Source organism: Salaquimonas pukyongi, from assembly GCF_001953055.1.
GTDB classification, from domain to species: Bacteria; Pseudomonadota; Alphaproteobacteria; order Rhizobiales; family Rhizobiaceae; genus Salaquimonas; species Salaquimonas pukyongi.
The window spans coordinates 903947-929457 of record NZ_CP019044.1 but is presented as its reverse complement, the minus strand read 5'-3'; the positions used below and the strand labels follow the sequence as shown (position 1 = coordinate 929457).

The 25511-nt window shown below is 57.3% G+C and carries 19 protein-coding genes; 6 read left to right on the top strand and 13 right to left on the bottom strand.

What is annotated here, in order from left to right; genetic code table 11:
• Positions 1–2 precede the first annotated feature (2 nt).
• Genes narJ through BVL55_RS04470 form a run of 4 tightly spaced genes read right to left on the bottom strand, consistent with a single transcriptional unit; the run spans position 3 to position 8764 of the window.
• Positions 3–716, bottom strand: coding sequence for a nitrate reductase molybdenum cofactor assembly chaperone (narJ, locus tag BVL55_RS04485; RefSeq protein WP_075995913.1), 714 nt, complete (start codon positions 714–716; stop codon positions 3–5).
• On the bottom strand, positions 716–2254 hold the full coding sequence (narH, locus tag BVL55_RS04480; protein WP_075995912.1) for a nitrate reductase subunit beta: 1539 nt from the start codon (positions 2252–2254) through the stop codon (positions 716–718). The genes narJ and narH overlap by 1 nt, the downstream gene beginning before the upstream one ends.
• Positions 2251–6006 (bottom strand): nitrate reductase subunit alpha, encoded by a 3756-nt coding sequence (locus BVL55_RS04475; protein ID WP_075995911.1) that lies wholly within the window; start codon positions 6004–6006, stop codon positions 2251–2253. Before BVL55_RS04475 ends, narH begins: the two co-directional genes overlap by 4 nt.
• 22 nt (positions 6007–6028) lie before the next feature.
• Entirely contained in the window at positions 6029–8764 is a 2736-nt protein-coding gene (locus tag BVL55_RS04470) for a nitrate/nitrite transporter (protein ID WP_075995910.1), read from the bottom strand.
• Between the two features lie 221 nt (positions 8765–8985).
• On the opposite strand from BVL55_RS04470, the gene BVL55_RS04465 reads away from it, so the two are divergent.
• From BVL55_RS04465 to BVL55_RS04450, 4 genes are all read left to right on the top strand, one after another.
• Positions 8986–9708: a cyclic nucleotide-binding domain-containing protein gene (locus BVL55_RS04465; RefSeq protein WP_244530589.1), complete on the top strand. Its 723-nt coding sequence runs from the start codon at positions 8986–8988 to the stop codon at positions 9706–9708.
• A gap of 204 nt (positions 9709–9912) precedes the next feature.
• Positions 9913–12342, top strand: a complete 2430-nt coding sequence (locus BVL55_RS04460) for a bifunctional diguanylate cyclase/phosphodiesterase (RefSeq protein ID WP_075995909.1) — start codon at positions 9913–9915, stop codon at positions 12340–12342.
• Between the two features lie 274 nt (positions 12343–12616).
• Positions 12617–13243, top strand: a complete 627-nt coding sequence (locus BVL55_RS04455) for an SH3 domain-containing protein (protein ID WP_075995908.1) — start codon at positions 12617–12619, stop codon at positions 13241–13243.
• Between the two features lie 42 nt (positions 13244–13285).
• Positions 13286–13546: a hypothetical protein gene (locus BVL55_RS04450; protein WP_075995907.1), complete on the top strand. Its 261-nt coding sequence runs from the start codon at positions 13286–13288 to the stop codon at positions 13544–13546.
• A gap of 205 nt (positions 13547–13751) precedes the next feature.
• On the opposite strand, the gene BVL55_RS04445 is transcribed toward BVL55_RS04450, so the two are convergent.
• The 9 genes from BVL55_RS04445 to BVL55_RS04405 all read right to left on the bottom strand — a co-directional run bounded on the left by BVL55_RS04445 (position 13752) and on the right by BVL55_RS04405 (position 22906).
• Positions 13752–15005, bottom strand: coding sequence for an aminotransferase class V-fold PLP-dependent enzyme (locus tag BVL55_RS04445; protein ID WP_075995906.1), 1254 nt, complete (start codon positions 15003–15005; stop codon positions 13752–13754).
• Positions 15006–15035: 30 nt separating this feature from the next.
• The gene (locus BVL55_RS04440) at positions 15036–15251 is read right to left on the bottom strand and encodes a hypothetical protein (protein WP_075995905.1); all 216 of its coding nucleotides are present in this window, start codon (positions 15249–15251) and stop codon (positions 15036–15038) included.
• 48 nt (positions 15252–15299) lie between these two features.
• A complete protein-coding gene (locus BVL55_RS04435) occupies positions 15300–16811 on the bottom strand; it encodes a mannitol dehydrogenase family protein (protein WP_075995904.1) in 1512 nt (503 codons plus the stop codon).
• A complete protein-coding gene (locus BVL55_RS04430; RefSeq protein WP_075995903.1) occupies positions 16799–17572 on the bottom strand; it encodes an L-iditol 2-dehydrogenase in 774 nt (257 codons plus the stop codon). Before BVL55_RS04430 ends, BVL55_RS04435 begins: the two co-directional genes overlap by 13 nt.
• On the bottom strand, positions 17572–18579 hold the full coding sequence (locus BVL55_RS04425; protein WP_075995902.1) for an ABC transporter ATP-binding protein: 1008 nt from the start codon (positions 18577–18579) through the stop codon (positions 17572–17574). Before BVL55_RS04425 ends, BVL55_RS04430 begins: the two co-directional genes overlap by 1 nt.
• A gap of 11 nt (positions 18580–18590) precedes the next feature.
• Positions 18591–19421: a carbohydrate ABC transporter permease gene (locus tag BVL55_RS04420; RefSeq protein ID WP_075995901.1), complete on the bottom strand. Its 831-nt coding sequence runs from the start codon at positions 19419–19421 to the stop codon at positions 18591–18593.
• A gap of 13 nt (positions 19422–19434) precedes the next feature.
• Complete coding sequence (locus BVL55_RS04415) at positions 19435–20301, bottom strand: carbohydrate ABC transporter permease (protein WP_075995900.1); 867 nt, start codon at positions 20299–20301, stop codon at positions 19435–19437.
• A gap of 175 nt (positions 20302–20476) precedes the next feature.
• Entirely contained in the window at positions 20477–21784 is a 1308-nt protein-coding gene (locus BVL55_RS04410) for an ABC transporter substrate-binding protein (protein ID WP_075995899.1), read from the bottom strand.
• Between the two features lie 90 nt (positions 21785–21874).
• Positions 21875–22906: a LacI family DNA-binding transcriptional regulator gene (locus BVL55_RS04405; RefSeq protein WP_205410840.1), complete on the bottom strand. Its 1032-nt coding sequence runs from the start codon at positions 22904–22906 to the stop codon at positions 21875–21877.
• 155 nt (positions 22907–23061) lie between these two features.
• On the opposite strand from BVL55_RS04405, the gene xylB reads away from it, so the two are divergent.
• A complete protein-coding gene (xylB, locus tag BVL55_RS04400) occupies positions 23062–24516 on the top strand; it encodes a xylulokinase (RefSeq protein ID WP_083649358.1) in 1455 nt (484 codons plus the stop codon).
• Between the two features lie 36 nt (positions 24517–24552).
• Positions 24553–25491, top strand: coding sequence for a carbohydrate kinase family protein (locus BVL55_RS04395; RefSeq protein WP_075995896.1), 939 nt, complete (start codon positions 24553–24555; stop codon positions 25489–25491).
• Positions 25492–25511 lie beyond the last annotated feature (20 nt).

The following is a 25511-nucleotide window of genomic DNA, read 5'->3' as shown; positions in this document are numbered from 1 at the left end:
GTTCAACCGTTCTGTACCATTGCGCCGTCTTCGGGCTTGCGCTGGTGGGCGCGCATCTGGCGCTGCAGGCGGTCCGGCCCGCATTCGGCCTCTCCGGCGTTTCCGCCAAAGGTGACGGCTTCCTCTTCCCAAATGCTGTCCAGCGCATCGAGATCGGAAGGATCATCCTCCGGCATCTCCAGAAGCTCGCGGACCAGTGCCGCGTCGGGCTTTCCCGATGCCAGCCCCTCAAGCACGGCAAATGCGTTGGCGTAAACGGATTTGCGCTTTTTCAGGCGGCCGCGCATGGCCACCACGATATGGGATATCTGTCCCAGCAAATCGGCCGCTTCAGGGCCATCCTTCGTCGACAGGAATTCAAGAAACAGCGGCAGATAATCCGGCAGTTCCTTCGCCCCGACCTCAAGGCCATCGGCTTCGTACATCGCCATCAGATCGACCATGGCCTGACCCCGGTCGCGGCTTTCCCCATGCACGTGCTCGAACAGGTGAAGCGACAGCGAGCGCGTACGGTCGAACAGCAGCACGTAGCGCTCCTGCGCATCGTAGAGATCGAGCGCGCCGATGTTTTCTGCCAGCTTGTCGAGCAGTTTTCGATGGGTATCGCTAATGCCGGGAGCCTTGCCGATTGCGGTCCGCAATTCCCCGATGGCACCATGCAACTCCTGATCTGGATAGGTCAGCAGCAGTGATATAACTTTCAAGACCTGTTGCATCACACATCCTCCCTGAGTTTTTCAATGGGCGTCTGTACCGTCCGGGTTCGTTTGCCGCCGAACAGGTCAGCGCCGCCTTCCGCGCCGGTGCAGCCATTGCCGAAGGTAAAGCCGCAGGACCCGCGCACGTCATAGGCGTCTTCGCTGACCTCGCGATGGGTGGTGGGAATGACGAAGCGGTCTTCATAATTGGCGATCGCCATTATCTGGTACATCTCCTCGATCATAAGTCCGGTCATGCCGACCTTTTTGGCGATCTTTTCGTCGATGACGCCATCGATCGTCTTGGCGCGCATATAGGCCCGCATGGCCATCATGCGCTCCAGCGCGGAGACAACCGGTGCTTCCTTGCCGCCGGTCAGCAGATTGGCCAGATAGCGGACGGGGATCCGGAGAGACCGGACGTCGGGCATGTTGCCGTCTGTACCGATCTTTCCGGCTTCCGCCGCGGCTTGGACTGGAGAAAGCGGCGGAATATACCAGACCATGGGAAGCGTGCGGTATTCAGGATGCAGCGGAAAGGCCACCTTCCATTCCATGGCCATCTTCCAGACCGGGGAATGGCGTGCTGCTTCCAGCCAGGCATCGGGAATGCCATCCTTCTTCGCCTGGGCGATTACTTCCGGATCGTTGGGATCGAGGAATACCTTGAGCTGTTCTTCATAAAGATCCTGTTCATTGGCTGTGCCGGCAGCTTCCGATATCCGGTCCGCATCATAGAGCACGACCCCCAGATAGCGGATACGCCCGACACAGGTTTCCGAACAGACGGTGGGCTGACCGGCCTCGATGCGCGGATAGCAGAACACGCATTTTTCCGATTTGCCTGAAGACCAGTTGTAATAGATCTTCTTGTAGGGGCAGCCGGAGACACACATGCGCCAGCCGCGGCATTTTTCCTGATCGATCAGGACAATTCCGTCATCCTCGCGCTTGTAGATCGCGCCCGAAGGACAGGCCGCGACACAGGCCGGGTTAAGACAATGCTCGCACAGGCGCGGCAGATACATCATGAAGGTGTTTTCGAATTCGCCGTAGATTTCCTTCTGGACGCCTTCGAAATTGTAGTCGGCAGACCGCTTGGAGAACTCACCGCCCAGGATTTCCTCCCAGTTGGGGCCCCATTCGATCTTCTCCATGCGCTCGCCGGTAATCTGCGAACGCGGCCTGGCGGTTGGCGAGGCCTGAGACTCCCGTGCTGTCTGCAGATGGCCGTAGTCGAAATCGAACGGCTCGTAGTAGTCGTCGATCTCGGGCAGATCAGGATTGGCGAAGATCTTTGCCAGGATGCGCCATTTGGAACCCATCTTCGGCTGTATCTTGCCGTTGGCCTTGCGTTCCCAGCCGCCATTCCAGCGCTTCTGGTTTTCCCAGTCCTTGGGATAGCCGATGCCGGGCTTGGTCTCCACATTGTTGAACCAGGCGTATTCCACCCCCTCGCGGTTGGTCCATACATTCTTGCAGGTGACCGAGCAGGTGTGGCAGCCGATGCATTTGTCGAGGTTCAGCACCATGCCGATTTGTGCACGTATTTTCATTCTGCCGCCTCCTTGCTAGCGACCTTGTCGCGATAGGGACCTTCCATCCAGTCGACCTTTTCCAGCTTGTGGACCACGACGAACTCGTCGCGGTTCGATCCGACGGTTCCGTAGTAGTTGAAGCCGTAGGACTGCTGGGCGTAGCCGCCGATCATGTGGGTCGGCTTGGTGATTGCGCGGGTTACGGAGTTGTGAATACCGCCGCGCTGGCCGGTCAGTTCCGATCCCGGCGTGTTCACGATCTTCTCCTGGGCATGATACATGTAGATCGTGCCTTCCTTCATGCGCTGGGAAACCACCACCCGGGCGACGATCGCGCCGTTCGAGTTGAAGACCTCGACCCAGTCATTGTCGGTCAGATCCGCCTTCCTCGCATCAACCTCCGATATCCAGACCACCGGGCCGCCGCGGTTGAGCGTCAGCATCATCAGGTTGTCGGAATAGGTCGAGTGAATGCCCCATTTCTGGTGTGGCGTGATGAAGTTGAGAACGACCTGCGGCTTGCCGTTGGACTTCGCCTCGATCACCGGATTGATCGATTTGGTGTCGATGGGTGGCCGGTACAGGCAGAACGCTTCGCCAAAGGCGCGCATCCACAGATGATCCTGATAAAGCTGCTGGCGGCCGGAGAGCGTGCGCCAGGGGATCAGTTCATGGACGTTGGTATAGCCGGCGTTGTAGCAGACCGTCTCCGACTCAAGGCCCGACCAGGTCGGTGAGGAGATGATCTTGCGCGGCTGTGCCACCACATCGCGAAAGCGGATCTTCTCGTCTTCCTTGGGAAGTGCCAGATGGGTGTGGTCGCGTCCTGTATTCTTCGACAGGGCTTCCCATGCCTTGACCGCGACCTCGCCATTGGTCTCCGGCGCCAGCATCAAAATGACTTCCGTTGCGTCAACGTCGCTCTCGATCTTCGGCATTCCCTTGGTGGGGCCATCCTCGGTGACAACGCCGTTGAGGCTGGCCAGATTGTCCACCTCGTGCTCGGTGTTCCAGCTGATACCCTTGCCGCCATTGCCGAGCTTGTTCATCAACGGGCCGAGGGCGGTAAAGCGCTTGTAGAGGTTGGGATAGTCGCGCTCGACCACGGCAACCGCCGGCATGGTTTTACCGGGGAGCGGATCGGCTTCGCCCTTCTTCCAGTCCTTCACATCAAGCGGCTGCGCCAGTTCGCCGGGCGTGTCGTGCAGGATGGGCACGAGGACGACATCCTTCTCGACGCCGAGCACTTCGGGCGCAACTTCGGAGAAGCTCTTCGCGATCCCCTTGAAGATTTCCCAATCGCTTTTTGCCTCCCATGCCGGATCGGCCGCGCTGGTAAGCGGATGGATGAAGGGATGCATGTCGGAGGTATTGAGATCGTTTTTCTCATACCAGGTGGCGGTGGGAAGCACGATGTCGGAATAGACACAGGTCGTCGACATGCGGAAGTCGATCGTCACCAGAAGGTCGAGTTTTCCCTCGGGCGCCACATCATGCCAAACGGCTTCCTTGGCGCGCTGGCGGCCTTCCTCGCCCAGATCCTTGCCCATGACGCCGTTGGAGGTGCCCAGCAGGTGCTTGAGGAAGTATTCATGCCCCTTGCCGGAGGAGCCCAGCAGGTTGGAACGCCAAACGAACATGTTTCGCGGCCAGTTGGCCGGATCATCCGGGTCGTCACAAGACATTTCAAGCTTGCCGGCCTTCAACTGGGCCGCGACATAGTCCTTCGGCTCCTTCTTGGCCCTGGCCGCCGCCTTGGCGATGTCGAGCGGATTGGTTTTGAGCTGTGGTGCCGATGGCAGCCAGCCCATCCGCTCGGCGCGGATGTTGTAGTCGATCAGCGTGCCGTCCCATGGCCCTTCCGGCGCCGTCGGCGAGAGGATTTCGCCGACTTCCAGGGTTTCGTAGCGCCACTGGTCGGTGTGAGCGTAGAAGAAGGAAGTCGAATTCATCTGACGCGGCGGGCGGCCCCAATCGAGGCCGAAGGCAAGCGGCAGCCAGCCGGTCTGCGGGCGCAGCTTTTCCTGTCCCACATAATGGCTCCACCCGCCGCCGGACTGGCCGATACAACCGCACATGACCAGAAGATTGATGATCCCCCGGTAGTTCATGTCCATGTGGTACCAGTGGTTCAGCCCTGCACCGAGAATGACCATGGAGCGGCCATTGGTCTTTTCGGCATTGAGTGCGAATTCGCGGGCGACCGTGATGATCTGCTCGCGCGGCACGCCGGTGATTTTCTCCGCCCATGCCGGGGTGTATGGCGTGTTGTCGTCATAGGACTTGGCGGTGGTGCCGTCTTTCAGGCCGCGATCGAGACCATAATTGGCGACGAACAGGTCGAAGACAGTGGCAACCAGCGTGTCCCTGCCGCCGAGCTTCAGCTTCCTGGCGGGAATGTTGCGCAGCAGGACGCTGTCGTGGTCGGTGCCCTCGAAATGGTCGTGTTCACGATTGCCGAAATAAGGGAAGGCAACCGGGGCGATCTGGTCGTGTTCCTCTTCAAGGATAAGGCTCATGGCCAGGTCGATGTCGTTGCCCTTGCCATCCTTCTGTTCAAGGTTCCACTTGCCCTGTTCGCCCCAGCGATGGCCGATCGAGCCGTTGGGCACCACCGGTTTGCCGCTCTTGGCGTCCAGCGCAACGGTCTTCCATTCTTCGTTGTTCTTTTCACCGAGCCCGCCCTTGAAGTCGGAAGCGCGCACCAGCCGGTCCGGCACGTAGTGGCCGTCCTTCCTGACCAGTTTGACCAGCATCGGCATGTCGGTGTAGCGGCGGCAATAGTCCTCGAAATACTCGGCCTGCCGGTCGAGGTGGAACTCGCGCAGAATGACATGACCCATGGCCATGGCAAGTGCGGCGTCGGTTCCCTGCTTGGGATGCAGCCAGATGTCGGAGAATTTCGCCGCTTCCGAATAGTCTGGCGAGACGACGACGGATTTGGCGCCCTTGTAGCGCACTTCGGTATAGAAATGGGCGTCAGGCGTGCGGGTCTGCGGTACGTTGGAACCCCACAGGATGAGGAAGCCCGAATTGTACCAGTCGGCCGATTCCGGCACGTCGGTCTGCTCACCCCAGGTCATCGGGGACGCGGGCGGCAGGTCGCAATACCAGTCGTAGAAGGACATGCAGGTGCCGCCCATCAGCGACAGGTAGCGTGAGCCCGCAGCATAGGAGACCATGGACATGGCCGGGATCGGCGAAAATCCGATCACCCGGTCGGGACCGTATTTCCTGGCGGTATAGGCGTTGGCAGCAGCGATGATCTCGTTGACCTCGTCCCACTTTGCCCGAACGAAGCCGCCCAGGCCGCGCACTTTGAGATAGTCCCCGCGTTTTTTCGGATCTTCCTGAATGGCAGCCCAAGCGCCCACAGGCGTTTTGACCGTTCTTTCCTTGCGCCACAGTTTGAGCAGGCGTGAACGCACCAGCGGGTATTTCACCCGGTTGGCCGAATACATGTACCAGGAGTAGCTTGCGCCGCGTGAACAGCCGCGCGGTTCGTGGTTCGGCAGGTCGGGCCGGGTGCGGGGATAATCGGTCTGCTGGGTTTCCCAGGTGACGATCCCGCCCTTGACGTAAATTTTCCACGAACACGAGCCGGTACAGTTGGCGCCGTGGGTGGAGCGCACGATCTTGTCGTGCTGCCAGCGTTTGCGGTAGGCGTCCTCCCAGTCGCGGCTCTCATTGGTGGTGACACCGTGGCCGCCGGAGAATGTCCCTGTGTTCTTGGGCGACAGGAAGTTCAGTCGGTTGAGAAGGTTGGACATCGTATTTCCCTTTCTGCCGGTCTTATTGAGCCGGCACGGTGCTGCTGCCCGTACCTGCCTGGCGTTCCACCCCGTGAAGCAAACCACCACGACGCGTGTAAAAGATGAAGGTCAGCACCAGGCAGACCACGTAAAAGACGAGGAAGCCCCACAGCGCCAGTTCAGGTCCACCTGTCATGCTGATCGAGGTGCCGTAGGCCTTGGGAATGAAGAAGGCGCCATAGGCGGCAATGGCCGAGGTGAAGGCGATGATGGCCGCCGACTCGCGCTCGGCCTGTCTGACGCGCGCTTCTCCTTCAAGCTGCGGCATCAGGCGCGGGACTTCCAGCCGCATGATCGAGGGGATCATCTGGAATGTGGACGCGTTGCCGACACCGGTCAGGAAGAACAGCGCCATGAAGCAGGCGAAAAAGCCCCAGAAACTGCCACCCTGCCCGCCGTCGGGAAGGAATTGCAATACACCCCACACGGCTATGATCATGCACAGGAAGGTCCAGAAGGTGACACGCCCGCCCCCAAACCTGTCGGCCATCCACCCGGTGCCGGCACGGCTGAGCGCACCGACCAGTGGTCCCAGAAAGGCATAGGACAGCACGTTCACATCCGGGAATTGAGTCTTCATCAATAGCGGGAATCCTGCCGAATAGCCGATGAAGGAGCCGAAGGTGCCGGTATAGAGAATACACATGATCCAGTTGTGAAAGCGGGAGAAGATGACCGACTGTTCGGCAAAGGATGCCCGCGCAGAGGCGATATCGTTCATGCCCCACCAGGCTGCGATTGTCGAAACGATTAGGAACGGTACCCAGATGAAGCCGGCATTCTGCAGCCACAGCATCGACCCGTCGCTGGCCATCTGGCCCTCCCCGACCGCAAAGGCGAATGCACCGGTGCTAATCACAATGGGCACCAGGAACTGCATGACCGACACCCCGAGGTTTCCAAGGCCGGCGTTCAGCGCCAGGGCATTCCCCTTTTCCGATTTGGGGAAGAAGTAGGCGATGTTGGCCATGGAGGAGGCGAAGTTGCCCCCACCCAGGCCGCACAGGAGAGCAAGCACCAGGAAGATAAGATAGGGGGTTTCGGGATTCTGTACTGCATATCCGATCCCGAATGCCGGGATCAGCAGGGATGCCGTTGAAATCGTCGTCCACAACCTGCCACCGAAGATCGGCACCATGAAGGAATAGAAAATGCGAAGTGTAGCCCCCGACAGCCCAGGCAAGGCAGCCAGCCAGAAGAGTTGATCGGTTGTGTAATCAAAGCCAATCGAAGGCAGTTTGGCGACCACGACCGACCAGACCATCCAAACCGAAAAGGCAAGAAGCAGGGCCGGAATGGATATCCACAGGTTGCGCTGAGCAATTTTCCTGCCCTTTTCCTGCCAGAAGGCTTCGTCGTCAGGGTGCCAGTCCTCTATCACGCCGGCAAGACTTGCGTGTTTTTCCTTTTCGTGAATCGGCTGCATCTCGGGCAATTCAGGCAAATCGCCCAGTTCTTTGGCCAGCGCAGCTTTTTCCATTTGCCGGACCGAAAAATGCATCCAGGCAAGAGAGACGCCTACAACACCGAAGAGCAGCATGAAGCAACTGGTCCATACGCCGGTCAGATCGAGCAGCGCGCCAAACGCGATCGGCAGCACAAAGCCGCCCAGGCCACCAATCATGCCGACAAGTCCGCCAACGGCCCCGACATGATCGGGATAGTATACCGGGATATGTTTGTAGACGGCCGCTTTGCCCAGCGACATGACAAAGCCGAGGACGAAGATCAGGATAACGAAGGGTGCAAGGCCCAGGCTGGTGGAAAACGTAATCGGGCCTTTGATGCCATGAATGACGTAGTCGGTATCCGGGTAGGAGAGCATGAACGTGGCCAGCAGCGATATGCCGAAGGTCCAGTACATGATCGCACGCGCACCGTATTTGTCGGACAGGTGTCCGCCATATGCCCGGAAGATGGAAGCGGGAATGGAGTAAAGCGCAGCGATCATGCCGGCGCTTTTGATGTCGAGTTCGTAAACGCCGACCAGATAGCGGGGCAGCCAGAGCGCAAGGGCAACAAACGCGCCGAAGACAAAGAAGTAGTAGATCGAAAAACGCCAGACCTGCAGATTCTTCAATGGTTCAAGCTGCAGAAAGGCGCTTTTTGCCTTGGCACCCTGTTTTCGTCTTTCCCTTAAATCCGGATCGTCTTCGGTCGTAAACCAGAACAGCAATGCAATCACGACCAGCACAGCAGCCCACACCTGGGCAACCATGGTCCAGCCGAAGGCTACCATGACAAAGGGGGCGACGAACTTGGTTACCGCTGCTCCGACATTGCCGGCGCCGAAGATACCAAGCGCGGTTCCCTGCTTTTCCTTCGGATACCACTTCGAAACGTAAGCAACACCAACGGCAAACGAACCGCCTGCCAGGCCAACACCCAGGGCCGCAAGCAACATCATTTCATAGGAAGTCGCATAGGAAAGTGCGAAGGTCGCCGCGGCGGCAGCCAGCATGGTCAGCACATAAACGATACGGCCGCCATACTGATCGGTCCATATGCCAAGAAAGATACGCGACAGGGAGCCCGTCAGGATCGGTGTACCGGCCAACAGGCCGAATTGGGTGTCACTGAGGCCGAGGTCGCTCTTGATCTTGACGCCAATGATGGAAAAAATGGTCCACACCGCAAAACATGCGGTGAAGGCCAGCGTACTCATGCCGAGGATCTTGTTTTGCTCTGTTTGGGTAACGCCTTGAAGCGAATGCATGGCAGACTCCGCCTTTCTCGTGGCCGCCATGTGACGGCAAAGTAAATCTCGCCGTCACCACAGCCCCATTGCAGCGCTGACAGGTTGATCTGGATCAAGTAAGAGCGGGTTGAAGGGAAAAGTAAGCTTCAAGGGAACATGCTTCTTTTCCCCTGTTCGCACAGATCAAGATTGACGGCGAAATGGAATTTGTGCCAACATGAGAAATATCAATTGATTTATTGACATTCATCAAGACTTTCTCCATGCGCACTGCCGATATTCCCGAAATCCGTTCCCTGCAGCTTTTCGAATCGATGACGGAAGAGGCATTCGAGTGCCTGACCCGCGGGTCCTATCTGCAGACGTTTCCCGCACAGCTGGAACTGATCCGGGAGGGAGAGCCGGCCGACTTTCTTTATGTGGTAACCGAAGGCTGTGTGGAACTGTTTGCCCGTGCCAACGGGCGCGAGACCACGATGGCGATGATACGTCCCGTCAGCACGTTCATTCTGGCGGCTGTGCTGAAAGATGCCGTCTATCTGATGTCTGCCCGTACCGCCCAGAAATCCAAGATTCTGCTCATTCCCTCGGAAAATGTCCGGGAGGCTTTTGCGGCAGACGACGCCTTTGCAAGGGCGATCGTGGTTGAACTTGCCTCCTGCTATCGCGGCGTCGTCAAGGAGCACAAGGATTTGAAGCTGCGAACCTCGGTAGAGCGGCTGGCCAACCGGCTGCTGCGTTATCATCGCGACCAGGGCAAGGGGGCATGCATCGAACTGCCCCACGACAAGCGCGCGCTGGCCTCGCTGCTCGGCATGACGCCGGAAAACCTGTCGCGCGCTTTCAACACGCTCAAGCCCTATGGCGTGAATGTCGACGGCGCGTCTGTCGAATTGAGCGATCTGAAAAGCCTGGAAACCCTGGCCAAGCCGAACCCGCTGATCGACGACCGCGGCAGTTAGAGCATGTCAGGCCAGATTGCAGGCCAGATGCTCAGGACATCGGGCCCCTTCAAAGACGCGAAGCGTGTCCGCTGGGCTGCGAAGCACAATCAACAAATTTAGGGTTCCAGTCAGGACTTTGCTAACCCTGACTTCCGAACCGCGGCCCTGTTAACGGCGGTGAAGCCCCCTGCAACTATACTTACCGGTAGCAGGGGTCAAAAAATGGGCATTCGTAACGTATTCGTCATTATACTGCTTTTTTCCACCATCGTGCCTTCCGCACTGTTTGGTGCCTGGGCGTATCGCGATGGCGTAAGTTCGGAGTTCGAAGAGGTTTCGGACAGGCATCTACTGATCGCCAAGAACCTTGGCAGTGCCTTGAACCGCTACAGCCGCGATATCGAAGCCCTGATGGATTCCGTTGGCACCGCATTGTCCAAATGGGGCAGCTATCCCCGGGTCAACAACGCCCTGTCTGCACTCAATGTCGACATTGTAGGCATTATCGACCTTGATACGCGCGCAGTAAAAGCCAGCATCTCCCGGGACCAGGTGAGCATTGCCGATGCTTCCCGGCATATCTTGAGCCCTGAAGTTTTCGGCTTGATGGACAAACCAACCAGACAGATTGCCTTCACCACTGTCATGGCATCGCCATCCAGCGAGGATGAAAACGTCATCTATGCCTACAAGGCGATGGACAACCTGCTGCTTTTTGCGCGGGTGAACACCGGGTATTTCGTGGAGCTGGGCAACGAAATTTCCTTCGGCGTGAAGGGACATGCCGCGATCGTTGACCAGGCGGGAAACGTTCTCGCACATCCCCTGAAGGGCTGGACAAAACAACGCAAAAACATCTCCGCTGTTTCATCCGTCCAGCGGATGATGGGCGGGGAAACCGGGGTCGAAGTGTTCTACTCCCCTGCCCTGAAAGGCGACATGATTGCCGGTTTCACCTCAGTACCCCGAACTGGCTGGGGGGTGATGATCCCGCAGCCGGTGGAAGAGCTGTATGACAAGGTTGCCGAAAACAACAGCGGAATAATGTTGGCGCTGCTGGCCTCCGCATCCATCATCTGTGTGTCGATGCTGGTGGTCATGAAGGTATTTGGACAGCCGATTTCAACGTTCACGAAACAGCTTCGCCAGAATGCAAAAACCGGCAAGCTGTCTCCCATTTCGCTTCCTGAAAAGCGCTTTGTTCTGACGGAGTTCAAGGAATTCGGGAACGCCTACAATGCGCTGATACACACCGTCGAGAGCGCCCATACCGAAATCCATGAGCTGGCATTCACCGATAGCGTCACCAAGCTGCCCAACAGGGCACAGTTTCAAAAGAAAGTAGAGGAAGTCCTCAACAGTCCTGCAGAGTGCTCAAAAGGCGGCAGCCTGCTGTTTGTTGACATTGACGACTTCAAGATGGTCAACGATCTGTTCGGCCATGAACTGGGGGATCATGTCCTGAAACTGATTTCCCAGAAGCTGGTCAGTTCGGTTGATCCGGCCCAGTCTGCCGGCATCGCTGGCCTGGATGCCAATACCCGAAACGCCTGTGTTTCGAGAATCGGCGGCGATGAGTTCGCCATCTTCCTCCCGGGTGTTGTTGATGAGCGTGACCTTTCCGATTTCCTCGGCAAACTTGTCGACGACATTTTTCAGTTGAACAACGAACTGATGATCGAGGTGAACTGCAGTGCAAGCATTGGCGCGGCGCGGTTTCCGATGGACGGCACCGACGTTACTTCGCTGATGCGGTCCGCAGACATCGCCATGTATCGCGCAAAAAGCTCCGGCAAAAACCAGTCCGTGATTTTCTCCAGCAAGCTGGGAACGATGACCGAAAATGAAATCTGCGCAGATTTCTCGAATGCGATCCGGGAAGGCCAGCTGGTTCTGGAATATCAGCCGAAGGTATGCACCAGGCGGCAGGCCGTTGCGGGCGCGGAAGCGCTGGTGCGGTGGAACCATCCGAAACTGGGGCGTCTTTCTCCGGGGGTCTGGATGTCCGCGATCGCCTCAAAACAGCAGGCCATCGATCTGGGCGAATGGGTAATCGAACAGGCGATGCGTGACCTGAGCATCTGGAACAAGCGCAAGTCCGGACTCAAGATGGCCATCAATGTAAGCCCGATCCAGTTGCGCAACTCCGACATCGTTGAGCATTTGAAAGAGGCTTTGGACAGATACGGCATCGATCCGGAAATGTTCGAGCTCGAAATTACCGAGGATGCACTGTTCGAGCATTCAGATTCGGCCCAGTCGCTTCTTAACGAAATCTCGCAGCTGGGGATCAAGATTTCCATTGATGACTTTGGAACGGGATACTCAAACCTGTCCAGGCTGACCGGGCTGCCCATTGATTTCATCAAGATCGACCAATCGCTGACGCGAAAGGCGCTGGTGGACAAAAAGGTCGAGTCGGTCATGGAAGCGACCATTACCCTGGCAAAGAACCTGGACTGCTTCGTTGTGGCCGAGGGCGTTGAAACCCTTGAAATCGCAGAATTTGCCACCGCAAAAGGGGCGAACCTGTTGCAGGGCTTCCTGTTCTCCAAGGCCCTGCCATCGGAAGACTTCCTGAATTGGATAGACGAAGCCGGCTGTGACCAGCTGGTCAGATATTCCAGGCGCATGGATCGGGACGCAGCGTAAGCTGCCCTGCAAGATCCGATCAGGCTTCTACACAGCGCAGGTCCTGCAAGGGCACCGAAATACCGGCCCTCCCACTGAAATCGGCCATCTGCTGCCTCGGCCAGTGCGGTGGAACACCGCCGGCGTGCCGTTCAACAGTCTGCAGCCTGCATTCCAGCCAGCCACCGGTTTACCATCGATTCACTCTCCCGTTTCCCTGCCTTGCTTGTCAGATATTTTACAGTGATACTGGCCCCATCAAGCTGTTGGGGTATCGAATGTATCGAGGTACGGCGTGTTGCCTGCAGACTTCAAACTATCCATCGATCTGCTGATTGTCTGCGCTGCGCTGGCCGCTGCGTTTTTCTGGTCGCGTTCTGCATCCCTCAGGCCACCGGATTTGCACCGCATCACAACTTTCACAAACCCCGATGATTCCGGACGCCTGCCCATCGGCGTTTGGACCAAACGGATTGCCGGCAACAACAAGAAGGCTGCCGCTTTCGCAGCCCTAGCCGCACTGCTTGGGGCAGGCCGGTTATCGCTCGATGTTTGGGATGTTGAGGGAGCGGTAACGGCTCTGATGACAAAACCGCCCGAAATGGTCGCCACAACCGCAATACCGGTTCGCCCGATCACCAGGACCGACGAAAAGGATCCCCGCAGCAGGATTTACATGCCGAAAGTGGCAGGCGCCAGCGCTGTGACACTTTCCAAGCCGCCTGTTCGCGAATTCAACCGTATCGTGACGGCCAATCGCCTTAATGTTCGCAGCGGTCCAGGCGCAAATCACCAACTGCTTGCCACCTTGAACCGCGGAGAGAAGGTTCTTGTCGATCGCACAGAGGGCAACTGGTCTTACCTGAGCAGCGATGGGCTAAAGGGATGGGCATACTCAAAATACCTGTCTCCCGGCAGCTAGAGCGTGCAATCTGGAAGGCTGATGGCGAAAGCAGCTTGAGAAATGGGAAACGAAATGCCTGCCGATATGGACAGTCTGACGGGTTTGGCGGCAATTGCCAGTGCGCTGACCGCCGCATTTTTCTGGGGCAGATCGTTTTTTCTAAAACCCCCGAACTTTGACCGCGTCACTACCTTTATTCAGCCGGACGATTGTGACGAATTACCTTTCGGCCTGTGGGAAAAGCGTATTGCCAACTACAACAAATGGGCATCGCTGTTCGTATTGGTTGCTGTAATCCTGGTTATCGTGCGTGGCTGGTGATCTGTGATACCCGGTTACCGGGTGTTGTCACACAAACGCGAACCAGTCTCCGCCTTCCCAAGATAGGGGCGGGTCGAGCAGATGGCTATCGAAGCATTATCATTAATGTCCCTGGCAGAATTTCAGTCCTCCTGCCAAGCAGGGAAGCTTCACGATGGTTGCAGCGCAGACCATCGCACCCGGCCGGAGTTTTTGGCCCGGAGCCCTACCCCCGCATGTCATTGAGCGCCGTCAAAAGCTGGGCTATCTCATGCTCGGTGTTGTAATGACACAGGGAAATGCGCACGCAGTCCGGCAGACCGAGCGGGTCCAGAACGTTGCCGCTATAGTGATCGGCCTTGCGCGTATGGGTCCTAATGCCAAGTTCGTTGAGTTTTTCCACCACCTGTGGCGAGCGCATGCCGGCAACCACAACCGACACCAGCCCCTCGCGGGCGGGATTGTCCTCACCGCCCAGAATGGTGACGTGCTCCATGTCGGCCAGGCCCGGCAGGTTGCCGGTTCCGTGGATCATCGCATTGGTCAGATGCTGCTCGTAGGCATGGATGGCGCGGCCGGCTGCCCTGATGCGGGCCCGCCGGTCTGTCTCTTCGCAAACCTCGCCTCCCAGCCATTCAAAATAGTCAATGACGTCGGAGAGCGTGGCATAGGCGCCCGTATCACGCGTGCCGAATTCCCAACCTTCCGCCGGCGCATCAATCAGCATGTCATGGGGCAATGCCGTCAAACGGCCGGAAATCCAGGCGATCCCGTATCCATGCCGGGAGAACATTTTGTAGGGGGAGATGGCATAGCCATCGACATTGTAGCTTTCGATATCGACCTGCCCGTGAGCGGCATGCTGAATGCCGTCAACGATGATGAGGCAATCAGGCGACACGTCGCGGATTGCCTTTGAGATGGCAGCGACATCCATGCCCATTCCGGTTACCGGAGACGCGTGGAGTATGGTGGCAACGGTTGTATCCGGTGTGACATGGCGGGTGTAATCCTCGGCGTAAACCATGCCCGTGTCATCGTCATGGGGTACGTTGACATAGTGCAGTCCGGCGATTTCTGCCCAGCGGCGCGCGGCGCTGCGGCTGGCCGGATGCTCGATGGAACTGCCCAGAACCCTGGAGCCTTTCGGCGCGTTCACGCAGGCCGTTCGGATCATTCGAAACAGGAGTTCGGTGCCGCTTTCCCCGGCGAAGAACTGCCCTGATGGCGCATTCATGAACGCTGCCAGATCCGATTTTGCCTTTTTGATGGTGTCCACCAGTGCATGCGAGGCAATATTGTCACGGCCCTGATTGTCCGGAATGGCAGCGTATTTCGCCGATGTTTCAACCACCGACTTCAAGGTCAGGGCACCGCCGGCATTCTCGAAGAAGATGCGGGGCCCCTGAAAAGGACAGTGATCGACATGGGCAAACCGGTCTCGTACAGCCTCGATGAGGCCCTTCCTGGTGTGGAGCATTGCGGTAAATCCAGTTTCCAGTTCACGAATTCAAAGCACCCGCCACGATGGCGCGGCAAAGTTCGGCAATGGCAAGGTGGCTGTCCCTGGCAAAACCGCCGACTTTGTATCAATGATGCCATGGGTTGAATTGATCAAGCCATTTGAGGCCATTGTATCCAGCAACAGCGCCTCACAAAAAGACCGAATGGATTCCAGCAACTCCCGGCCCATGGTAAACGGCCAAGGCGAAACAGGATAATCCATTCTGTTTCGCGTCACAGTATGGCTGCTGCCTTGCTGTATTCAGCATCGTCAGGCAAGCTGGACAGTAAAACCCTTGCCTGTGCTTTGCGAGGTGTATGCTTCCATGGTTGCCTCAATGCCTTTGGTGGCAAGGGAGCAATGCCAGTCGGCAAAGGCATCTGAAAAGACCGTATTATCAGCAAGATCGCCATAATACTGGCGCTGATCCAGCCAAAGCGCCGGGTTTTTGCGTGCGGCAACTGCAGCGCTGTTCAAGTCGGGCCAATTCGGATCGTTGGGTTCGATTGCCGAGCCGTCGGCACGCAACCCTTCGCAATATTTGCACCAAAGAGCGGTTGCCAATGCAAGGCCGCCGATGGGTGTCCCCTGTTTCAGGCCGTCGCGAATGGAGGCAAATAGAAAGCCCGGCTGCCGGGATGAGCCGTCAAACGCCACCCGCCGCGTGGTGTCCTTGACTTGAGGATTGGAGAAACGCCGATGAACCAAGTCCAGATAGTCGAGCGGTTTCATTCCAGGCACCGGCGCCACATGAGGGGCAATTTCCTCCCTGACCACCTTGTCGAAAAACAGCGGGATCAGCGGATGCGCCATGGTTTGCGCAATCGTCTCCATGCCCAGAAGTTCTCCGGGCATGGCGATGATCTGATGCCCGCCATTGAGAATGCGCAGTTTCATGCTCTCAAAAGCATGAACGTCATCAGAAAGCGTTACGCCCACCTTGTCCCAATCGGGCCTGCCGGCGCAAAAATCATCTTCCATCACCCATTGACGAAAATTCTCATGGGTGACCGGCGATGCATCCTCAATTCCAAACCGCTTTGCCAGGGAAAGTTCACCGGGGCCGGTGGATGGCACGATACAATCCACCATCGAGTTCGGAAAACTTCCATTGCAGTCGATCCAGTCTGCCAGTCCCGGATTGGACATCCTTGCCAGGGATACCAGGGTGCGCCGCAATATCGCGCCATTGCCCTGAAGGTTGTCACAGCTCAGGCCGGAAAACGCGATATGGCCCTTTTCCCGGCGCAGCCTGAGGGCTTCCACCATCGCGCCAAATGCCGTGCGCGGAAACCGCGGATTGGCAGCATCATGCAGAATGTCGGGATGGTTTGCATCAAAACCGCCATTGGACGGATCGATATAATAGCCGCCTTCGGTGACCGTCAGGGAAACGATACGGATATCGGGATCTGCCATTTTGGCAATCAGCGAAGGGTTCCCCGCTTCAACCGGCACATAGTCGATCATCGAGCCGATCACTTCGGCCGATTTGCCGGAGGGGTCCAACTCAATCAGCGTCGTAAGCCAGTCCTGGGCGGCGAGCTTTTCGCGCTGGACACCATCGGGCGCCCGCACGCCGGCCCCCACAATGGCCCAATCCTGGCACAGGCCCTGATCGAAAAGACGGTGAAGATACCAGGCCTGATGGGCGCGATGAAAATTGCCGAGCCCGATATGCACAATGCCGGCTTTCAGGTCCCTGCGATCATAATGCGGAACCCGAACGCCTTTCGGCAGGCATGGCAGATTTTCAAGACTAAGCGGGATCAGCTCATCCATTGCCCGCCATCCACATTGTAGGTTTGGGCAACGACATAATCAGCTTCACTGCTTGCAAGAAACACCGCCATGCCGGTCAGGTCTTCTGCAACACCCATCCGGCCGAAGGGCACGCCTTCGCCAACTTCCTTCTTTTTCTGGCCCGGAGCCTTGCCCTCATGTTTGGCAAATAGGGCGTCCACACCATCCCAGTGTTCGCCATCCACAACCCCCGGCGAGATCGCATTTACATTGATTCCATATTTGATCAGATCAAGGCCTGCCGACTGGGTCAGCGAGATGACGGCCGCCTTGGTGGCGCAATAAACCGCCACCAGTGCCTCGCCGCGGCGCCCCGCCTGGCTCGCCATGTTGATGATCTTGCCGCCATTACCGCCTTCGATCATGTATCGCGCCACAGCCTGCATCGTAAAAAGCGTGCCTGCCACGTTGACACTGAAGACCTTTTCGTAATCTGCCCGGTCGATCTCGATGATTGGAGCGGCGGTGAACAAGGCTGCATTGTTGATCAGAATGTCGATCCGCCCGAGAGCTTCAACCGTCTGCGCCACCGCCGTTTCGATACTGTCCTGACGGGTAACGTCGATCCCAACGGCAAGCGCGCGATCACCAAGTTCGCCGGCTGCCTTTCGTGCAGCATCAACATTGATATCGGCGATGGCCACATGCGCGCCCTCGCGAAGATAGGCCTCGGCAAAAGCCTTGCCGATCCCGCGCGCGCCACCGGTAATCAGTGCCGTTTTCCCGTCCAGCCGCTTCATCAGAGGCGCAATCCGCCGGCATCAAACCTGTGGATCTGATTTATCTGCGGCGTCAGGTAAACGGCATCGCCGTGCTTGACCGAAACATCGCCCCCTGCGCGAACGGTCATGGGATCACAGCCTTCAATGCCATGAATATGGATGAATGTGTCGGACCCCAGATGTTCGGCAACACCGACGGTTCCCTTCCAGGCACCCTTTGCCCGTTTGGTGGACACGGCTATGTGCTCGGGGCGAATTCCGATGCAGTGAGCCTTGTGCTTTTTTGCATCCGCGCCTTCGATGAAATTCATTCTCGGTGAGCCAATGAACCCGGCAACAAACCGGTTTTGCGGCTCGCGGTAAAGTTCAAGCGGGCTGCCCACCTGTTCAACGATCCCGGCACGCAGCACCACGATCTTGTCAGCCATTGTCATCGCCTCAACCTGATCGTGAGTCACATAGATCATGGTGGTGTCGAGCTTCTTGTGCAGTTCGGAAATCTCCATCCGCATTCCAACCCGCAATGCGGCATCCAGATTGGAAAGCGGCTCATCAAACAGAAAGGCGGAGGGTTCGCGAACAATCGCACGTCCGATGGCAACACGCTGGCGCTGCCCGCCGGAAAGCTGTCCGGGACGGCGATCGAGGTAGTCGGTGAGGTTGAGGGCCTTTGCTGCTGCCGTAATGCGCTTCTCCTGCTCATCGGCGGGCACATTGGCCATCTTCATGGGAAAAGCGATGTTTTTGCGTACCGACATATGCGGATATAGCGCGTAGCTCTGGAACACCATTGCAAGGCCGCGCTTGGCCGGTGGAACGGCCGTTGCATCGTTGCCGTCGATGGAAATCATGCCGCCGGAAACGTCTTCTAAACCGGCGATCAAACGAAGGAGCGTCGACTTCCCGCAACCGGACGGACCGACAAAGACAACAAACTCGCCGTCGTCAATGTCAAGGTCCAGGGGCGGGATGACCAATGTGCTGCCAAAACTCTTGGTCACCTGATTGAGTGAAATACGTGCCATGGATTTCTTCCCTATTTCACCGCGCCAAAGGTCAGACCGCGAACCAGCTGCTTCTGGCTGAACCAGCCGAGGATCAGGATCGGCAGGATTGCCATTGTCGATGCCGCAGACAGCTTGGCAAAGAATAAACCCTCAGGGCTGGAATAGCTGGCGATGAAAGCGGTAAGCGGTGCAGCCTTTGCTGCCGTCAGGTTCAACGTCCAGAATGCCTCGTTCCAGGCGAGAATGAAGTTGAGAAGAATGGTCGAGGCGATGCCCGGTATGGCCATCGGCGTGAGGACATAGAGGATTTCGGATTTGAGCGAGGCACCATCCATCCGCGCTGCTTCAAGGATTTCTCCCGGAATTTCGCGGAAATAGGTGTAGAGCATCCAAACGATGATCGGCAGATTGATCAACATCAGGACGACTACAAGCCCGGTACGCGTGTCGAGAAGTCCAAGCTGAATGAACAGCAGATAAATCGGGTAAAGCACGCCCACCGCCGGCAGCATTTTTGTCGAGAGCATCCACAGCAGGATGTCCTTGGTTCGCTTGGATGGCACAAACGCCATGGACCATGCCGCCGGAACGGCAACAAGGATGCCCAAAAGCGTGGACCCGCCGGCGATGATGATGGAATTCCACAGGAACCGGCCGTAGTTCGAACGCTCCTGCACCACAGAGTAGTTCTCCAATGTCCAGTCGAAGAACAGGAATTTCGGCGGATAGGCAATCGCGGTGGCTTCCGTCTTGAAGCTCGTCAGGATCGTCCAGAGGATCGGGAAGAATATCAGCAGACCAATCGCCCATGCGGCGATGGTGTTGATGGTCTTGCGTTTGTTGGTAACTGCTCGCGCCATGACCAAATCCTCCTCAGGCGTCCAGATTCTTGCCGACGATGCGCATCAGGAAAATCGCAACGATGTTGGCGAGAATGACGGCGTAAATGCCCCCTGCCGAACCCAGCCCCACATTCTGGCTTTCCAGCACACGCTGGAAAATCAGGTAGGTAAGCGTACGGGTGCCGAAGGCGCCGCCGGTTGTGACAAAGATCTCGGCGAAAATTGAAAGAAGAAAGATCGTCTGGATCAGCACGACAATGGTGATGGCGCGCGACAGGTGCGGCAGGATGATATAGCCGAAGCGCTGCAGCGGATTGGCACCATCCATTTCGGAGGCTTCCAGCTGTTCACCATCAAGGGATTGTACTGCAGTCAGCAAAATGAGCGTTGCAAACGGCAGCCACTGCCAGCTTACGATGAGGATCAGCGAGGGAAGCGAGGCCTGGGAAAGCCACTCCACCGGCGCTGCACCAAAAGCGCGCCATAAATGGGCGAAGAGCCCGTTCGAAGAATCCATGAACATGTTCTTCCACACCAGCGCCGAAACGGTTGGCATGACGAAGAATGGTGCGATGACGAGGATTCGGACCATGCCCTGCCCCCACATGGGCTGGTCCAGCAGGAGTGCCAGCAGGACACCGAACACGATGGTTATGGCGAGTACGCCGCCAACAATGACCAGTGTGGTTTGCACGCTCGGCCAGAACGAGCTTGAACTGACAAACCGGACATAGTTGTCGAAACCGACCCAACCCAGATCGCCACCACGAAGCGGCAGGTATTTTCTGAAGGAAAACCACAAGGTCATCGTCAGAGGCACGAGCATCCAGCCGAGAAGCAGGACCACTGCCGGTGCCATCATGAGGCGCGCAGCACTTCTGGAATGTTGGGTTGCCATGTCCTGCTCCTGGAGCCGATACCTCAATCCTGTGTTTTTTACCTTGAGTGGATTGTGGTCTGAATTTTCCGAACGGATACCGTTTCTGCAAGTCTTATACCTGCAGAGCCCATGATATCACTTCTGGAAAAAAGAGCGGACCGGCATTTCACCGGCCCGCCTGGGAGAAACCGGCTTACTTGTAGCCCGCAGCTTCCATTGCGTCGTTGGTCAATGCCTGGGCCTTGGCCAACGCCTCTTCCACGGTCTGCTGGCCTGCATAGGCAGCTGAAAATTCCTGGCTCACTTCTGTGGCGATGCCGGCAAATTCAGGAATGGCGACAAACTGGATGCCGACATATGGCACCGGCTTTTCCGTCGGATTTTGCGGATCAGCTGCCTTGATCGACTTCAGTGTCATGCCGGCGAACGGGATGTCCTTGTAGTTGTCGTTCTCATAGAGCGAGGTGCGGGCACCTGGAGGAACGTTTGCCCAACCTTCCTTGGCGGCAACAAGTTCGATGTATTCCCGGGACGTTGCCCACTCGATGAATTCCTTGGCTGCATCGACTTTCTGCGAACCGGCAGGAACTGCCAGAGCCCATGCCCACAGCCAGTTGGCTTTTTTCGATACGCCCTCCTTGTTGGGTGCCAGCGCAAAACCGACCTTGTCGGCAACGGTTGAATCCTCCGGATTGGTCACAAAGGAAGCTGCGACGGTGGCATCAATCCACATGCCGCATTTGCCCTGCTGGAACAAAGAGAGGTTTTCATTAAAGCCGTTAGTGGCATAACCGGCAGGGCCGGATTCGTTCATCATGCCGACGAAGAAGGTTAGTGCTTCTTTCCATTCTGGCTGATCGAACTGGGGGTTCCAGTCTTCGTCAAACCAGCGTGCGCCAAAGGAATTGCCGGTAACGGTAATGAACGCACCGCCCTCGCCCCAGCCGGCCTTGCCGCGCAGGCAGATGCCATTGATGTCATTGTCACGGTCGGTCATGGCAGCCGCGGCCTTGCGGATGAACTCCCACGTTGGCTCCTCGGGCATTTCAAGACCGGCTTTTTCCATCAGGTCCGTGCGGTACATGATCATGGAAGATTCACCGTAGAACGGTGCGGCGTAAAGCGTTCCGTCGTGGGACAGACCAGCACGCATGGCCGGCAGAAGGTCATCGACATCATACTGCTCGGACAAATCGTTCAGCGGGACCAGCCAGCCGTTTTTGCCCCAGATCGGTGTTTCGTACATTCCGATCGTCATGATATCGAAGGCACCGCCCTTGGTGGTAATATCGGTGGTGACGCGCTGGCGAAGGACGTTTTCTTCCAGGGTAACCCATTCCACTTCATGGCCTGTTTTGGCCGTAAAGTCGTCCGTCAGTCCCTGCATGCGGATCATGTCGCCATTGTTGACCGTGGCAATCGTCAGGGTTTCGGCAAACGCGCCGGAAGCGGCGGCGAGGGTCAATGCGGTCGTCAGACCAAGTATTTTTCTGGAAAGCATCCTAATTCCTCCCTGGGTAATGGATATCGGAGGATAGTAGTCAAATATTATACGCGTGGTCAATAGATTTTTTACGCGCGCAAAGTTTTATCACGCTGATGCGCGCATCAGCAGTTTGCCTTCAAACAGTTTTTCCGTTCTTTTTGAAACACTTCCACCATTCTCGATCATGTGGAAAAGCGTTTCCACACTGCGCTCGGAAATTGCTTCATAGTCATGGGACACAGTCGTCAAGGGCGGGCTGGTGAAACTGGAGAAGGGATGGCCGTCCAATCCGGCAACCCGCAAATCGCATCCCTCTGTGATGCCCACGCGCAGGTTCAAATGATAACAGGCAGACAGCAGGCCGATCGCCAGACGGTCATTGCTGCAGAGGATTGATCCTGTTTTGAAGCGGCGGGTTTCAAGGAGCCTGATCCCCTCCCGCCTGCCGATTTCCTCAAGCGCCCAACCTTCGCCTTCAGCCTCGAGAATGGTCGGTGCGTGGCCCTGTTTTTCCATGGCAGCCAGATAACCCGAACGCCGTTTGCGTGCATTCGGGTTGGGGGGAGTCTTCATTTCAAAAAAGGCCGGTGGCTCGCCGGTTCGGCAAAGATACTCCACCATGAGCGAGGTAAACTGTGGATTGTCCGAGCCCACGAAAACATCGCCCACACCTTCGATGTTGCTGTCGAAGAGGACGGTTGGGACATCCCTGCAAAAGCGTTCCACAACCTTGCGGTCGGAGGACCGGCCCAGCGGTGCCAGCAGCACGCCGGCAGGTTTCATTGATCTTAACGTGTCCAGAATCCCGTTTTCCAGATCCTGCCGGCCATGCGAACTGAACAGGTATGGCGAGAAACCGGCATCGATGCACCGTGTTTCGATCGTTCGCGCAATCTCCGCAAAAAACGGGTCTGCAAGATAGGGAACGACGATACCAATGTTCTTCGTAAGCCGGCGGTTCTGGTTGATCGCATACATGTTGGGGCGGTAGTCGAAGCGCTCCAATGCTGCTTCGATGCGGCTGCGGGTTGTTGCCCGCACACTGGCCGGGTCGTTGAAATACTTGGAAAGGGTGGGACGGGAAACGCCGCTGAGTTCAGCGAATTCCTCCATATTCCTTATCTTGGCGCTGCCCAACGATGCCTCCCCGACTTGGTGCTGTCGACGCGACAGCCGGCGTCAAGATTTTCCAAAGACGCAAGTTCCAATCTTCACGCGCGTAAAATTCATGATAAGAACTAATAGGAATCGAACTTCATGCTGTCAAATCGGAAACCGGAAAATCAGGCGTTGTGAGCTATCTGGGATTGGACATAGGAACCTCCGCGGTCAAGGCACTGGTCGTCGATGATGCCGGCTCGCAGCTTGCCAGCGCAACCGCCCCCCTTGAAAGCAGCCACCCGCATCCGGGATGGAGCGAACAAAATCCTGACGACTGGGTAGCCGCCGCTGCGGCCTGCTGCAGCGACCTTCGGCAGGCTTTGGGCCGGCGATGGCAATCGGTTGGGGCGATCGGGCTTTCGGGCCAAATGCACGGGGCAACCCTGCTGGATGAAACGCTGAAACCCGTCCGCCCCGCAATCCTGTGGAACGACGGGCGCAGCGCGGAGCAATGCAATGCGATCAACCGAACTGTTGAAGACATTGAGAGCCGGGCCGGCATTTTCGCCATGCCGGGATTTACCGCACCAAAAGTGTTGTGGTGCGCACAGATGGAACCGGACGTTCATGCCCGCATCGCCCATCTGCTTTTGCCCAAGGATTATGTTCGCCTTGCCCTGACCGGCGAACGGGTAACGGACATGGCCGATGCCGCCGGAACCCTCTGGCTGGATCAGAAAAACCGCCGGTGGGATGATTTGCTTTGCAAGGCGAGCAGAACAGACCCGGCATGGCTGCCGGCCCTTGTGGAGGGAACCGAGGTTTCCGGCCTTCTTAGAGCGGCAATGGCAACGCAACTCGGGCTTCCTGCCGGAATTCCTGTCGCAGGCGGCGGCGGTGATGCGGCAGCCGGCGCGCTGGGGATCGGCGCGGTCAATGAAGGCGATGCCTTTGCCTCCCTTGGTACATCGGGTCAGTTGTTCGTTTCAACAAACACCTATCGTTCGGCACCCGGCACCACGGTTCACTGTTATGCACATTGTGTCCCCAAGCGCTGGTTTCAGATGGCTTGCATGCTGAACGGGGCAAGCCCCATGAGCTGGTTTTCGCACTTTTCAAACAGGCCGATTTCAGATCTGTTGAGAGAAGCCGAAACGATTTCAAACGCACCGCTGTTTCTCCCCTATCTGACCGGCGAACGCACACCCCACAACGATGCCAATATCCGGGGTGCCTTTTACGGGCTGGGGCCCGATACCTCCCACGCACACGCCATGCGGGCCGTCGTTGAAGCAATTGCCTATTCGTTTTGCGATGCCAATGACTGTCTGAAACAGGCCGGCACCCGTTTGCAGTCCATTGCCTCGATTGGCGGCGGCACGCGCAGTAATTTCGTCCTGCAAACGATGGCCGATGCCCTGGGCGTTGTCATTCAGCGCTACAGGGGGTCTGCGACCGGTCCGGCCCTTGGCGCAGCGCGGCTTGCCATGGTGGCAAGCGGTGTACACGATCTCAAGGATGTGGTGGCAAAACCGGAACCCGATGGCGAGTTCGAACCACGCAGCGAAACCAAACCATATCACGACAAGCAGCTTTCGCGCTGGCGCGAACTGTATCAGGCGCTCAAGCCGGTTGCCGCTGCCTGATACCAAGCAGCAGCTTCCAAAAGGGAGAATCAAACCATGATCATCTGTTGTGGCGAGGCGCTGATCGACATGCTGCCGCGCCAGCTTGAAAACGGTGAGGATGTCTTCCTTCCGGTTTGCGGCGGCGCGGTGTTCAATACGGCGATCACCCTGGGCAGGCTGGGCATGCCGGCGGCGTTTGTCTGCGGCATTTCCACCGACATGTTCGGCGAACAGCTCATCGACAGCCTGAAAGCTTCTTCCGTCGACACAAGCCTTTGCGTTCGCAAGAACAATCCCACCACACTGGCCTTTGTGAAACTGGTGCAAGGCCAGGCACAATACAGTTTCATCGACGAAAACTCTGCCGGCCGGATGCTGAGCACTGACGACCTGCCCGATCTTCCTGCCGGTCTTTCAGCGCTGCATTTCGGGGCAATCAGCCTGATACCGGAACCCTGCGGGACAGCATACGAAACGCTCATGACGCGATACCGGGACAAGGCCGTCATATCGCTCGATCCCAATATACGGCCGGGCTTCATCACCGATGAAACGGCGCACCGTGCCCGCATCAACCGCATGATTGCCATGTCCGACATCATCAAGGTTTCCGATGAAGACCTTGACTGGATCGCACCCGATGTCGCGAACGAGCAGGCAATCAGGGACATGATCGCCGGCAAGGGAGCCAGCATTGTCATCCTGACAAAAGGCTCTGAGGGTGTTGATATCCATACCGGAGCAGGCTGTTTTGAGGTAGCTGCCAGAAAGGTCGAGGTCGTTGATACCATCGGGGCGGGCGACAGTTTTAATGGCGGATTTCTGGCTGGCCTTCACCGGGCCGGCCTGCTGAGCAAAACGTCCCTCAAAAACGCCCGCCCTGGCGATCTGAAGCCCATTGCCGAACTGGCCGTCGAAGTTGCGGCAATCACCGTTTCCCGCGCCGGCGCAAATCCTCCTTGGGCAGAAGAAGTCCAGAAAATTCCCGTTTAAGCGGAACGACTGTTTCCCGC

What these genes read in the sequence shown, in the direction of transcription:
- BVL55_RS04470 (WP_075995910.1), bottom strand. Translation starts at nt 8,764, where the DNA reads ATGCATTCGCTTCAAGGCGTTACCCAAACAGAGCAAAACAAGATCCTC.
- narH (WP_075995912.1), bottom strand. Translation starts at nt 2,254, where the DNA reads ATGAAAATACGTGCACAAATCGGCATGGTGCTGAACCTCGACAAATGC.
- BVL55_RS04395 (WP_075995896.1), top strand. Translation starts at nt 24,553, where the DNA reads ATGATCATCTGTTGTGGCGAGGCGCTGATCGACATGCTGCCGCGCCAG.
- narJ (WP_075995913.1), bottom strand. Translation starts at nt 716, where the DNA reads ATGCAACAGGTCTTGAAAGTTATATCACTGCTGCTGACCTATCCAGAT.
- BVL55_RS04440 (WP_075995905.1), bottom strand. Translation starts at nt 15,251, where the DNA reads ATGGATTATCCTGTTTCGCCTTGGCCGTTTACCATGGGCCGGGAGTTG.
- BVL55_RS04475 (WP_075995911.1), bottom strand. Translation starts at nt 6,006, where the DNA reads ATGTCCAACCTTCTCAACCGACTGAACTTCCTGTCGCCCAAGAACACA.
- BVL55_RS04415 (WP_075995900.1), bottom strand. Translation starts at nt 20,301, where the DNA reads ATGGCAACCCAACATTCCAGAAGTGCTGCGCGCCTCATGATGGCACCG.
- BVL55_RS04460 (WP_075995909.1), top strand. Translation starts at nt 9,913, where the DNA reads ATGGGCATTCGTAACGTATTCGTCATTATACTGCTTTTTTCCACCATC.
- BVL55_RS04430 (WP_075995903.1), bottom strand. Translation starts at nt 17,572, where the DNA reads ATGAAGCGGCTGGACGGGAAAACGGCACTGATTACCGGTGGCGCGCGC.
- BVL55_RS04445 (WP_075995906.1), bottom strand. Translation starts at nt 15,005, where the DNA reads ATGCTCCACACCAGGAAGGGCCTCATCGAGGCTGTACGAGACCGGTTT.
- BVL55_RS04450 (WP_075995907.1), top strand. Translation starts at nt 13,286, where the DNA reads ATGGGAAACGAAATGCCTGCCGATATGGACAGTCTGACGGGTTTGGCG.
- BVL55_RS04410 (WP_075995899.1), bottom strand. Translation starts at nt 21,784, where the DNA reads ATGCTTTCCAGAAAAATACTTGGTCTGACGACCGCATTGACCCTCGCC.
- BVL55_RS04425 (WP_075995902.1), bottom strand. Translation starts at nt 18,579, where the DNA reads ATGGCACGTATTTCACTCAATCAGGTGACCAAGAGTTTTGGCAGCACA.
- BVL55_RS04420 (WP_075995901.1), bottom strand. Translation starts at nt 19,421, where the DNA reads ATGGCGCGAGCAGTTACCAACAAACGCAAGACCATCAACACCATCGCC.
- BVL55_RS04435 (WP_075995904.1), bottom strand. Translation starts at nt 16,811, where the DNA reads ATGGATGAGCTGATCCCGCTTAGTCTTGAAAATCTGCCATGCCTGCCG.